This window comes from Shigella sp. FC1544, assembly GCF_001722145.1.
Classification (GTDB): domain Bacteria; phylum Pseudomonadota; class Gammaproteobacteria; order Enterobacterales; family Enterobacteriaceae; genus Escherichia; species Escherichia coli.
Window position 1 is genome coordinate 1 of sequence record NZ_MECT01000336.1, and the last position, 1,059, is coordinate 1,059.

Annotated in this window: 3 pseudogenes; 1 reads left to right on the forward strand and 2 read right to left on the reverse strand. The window is 47.6% G+C overall.

Features of this window, described 5'->3' with window-relative positions:
• A pseudogene (locus tag BGK49_RS27535) lies at window positions 1-300 on the forward strand (IS1-like element IS1X2 family transposase); the annotation flags it as partial.
• Here the strand turns inward: BGK49_RS27535 and BGK49_RS15855 are convergent.
• A pseudogene (locus BGK49_RS15855) lies at window positions 256-636 on the reverse strand (MFS transporter); the annotation flags it as partial. The pseudogenes BGK49_RS27535 and BGK49_RS15855 overlap by 45 nt on opposite strands.
• 133 nt (window positions 637-769) lie before the next feature.
• A pseudogene (locus BGK49_RS15860) lies at window positions 770-1,059 on the reverse strand (IS1-like element IS1X2 family transposase); the annotation flags it as partial.

Below are 1,059 nucleotides of genomic sequence, written 5' to 3' on the forward strand. Positions count from 1 at the left end.
ACGGTTGTGGCGCACGTCTTCGGTGAACGCACTCTGGCCACACTGGAGCGTCTTCTGAGCCTGCTGTCGGCCTTTGAGGTCGTGGTATGGATGACGGATGGCTGGCCGCTGTATGAATCACGCCTGAAGGGAAAGCTGCACGTTATCAGCAAGCGTTACACTCAGCGCATTGAGCGACATAATCTGAATCTGAGACAACATCTGGCAAGGCTGGGACGGAAGTCACTGTCGTTCTCAAAATCGGTGGAGCTGCATGACAAGGTCATCGGGCATTATCTGAACATAAAACACTATCAGTAAGTTGGCAGCATTACCGGCGACCTGAATACAGAGCATTACCCACAGCGGTGGATACGTTGCCATTAACAGACCCAGTAATCCGGTAATGATCATCGCGGAAGTAATCATTTTGCGGTGTGAAAATTTATCGGCAATAACGCCGCTGGGGGCATAAAGAATAATAGCCGCAATACCAAAGGTACTCATTATTAAACCTATCTCGGTATTGCTGAATCCCATAAATTTCGCCATGGGAATTTGATAAATATAACGTAAATAAGCCAGGTCAAAACTAACGCCGCCGCTAAAACTAATTATCGCGAGGGTTATCCAACGGCGATATGAGTTGTGTTGCATATCGTATTCCCATTTGTAATAGACAAAAAAAAGAGAAAAGTAAGCCGCCCTTTCAGGTGGATTACTTTTCTCAGGTCTCTAGTAATTGCAATAAGAAATAACATGGAAAGCAGAGGTGGGTAATGACTCCAACTTACTGATAGTGTTTTATGTTCAGATAATGCCCGATGACCTTGTCATGCAGCTCCACCGATTTTGAGAACGACAGTGACTTCCGTCCCAGCCTTGCCAGATGTTGTCTCAGATTCAGATTATGTCGCTCAATGCGCTGAGTGTAACGCTTGCTGATAACGTGCAGCTTTCCCTTCAGGCGTGATTCATACAGCGGCCAGCCATCCGTCATCCATACCACGACCTCAAAGGCCGACAGCAGGCTCAGAAGACGCTCCAGTGTGGCCAGAGTGCGTTCACCGAAGACGTGCG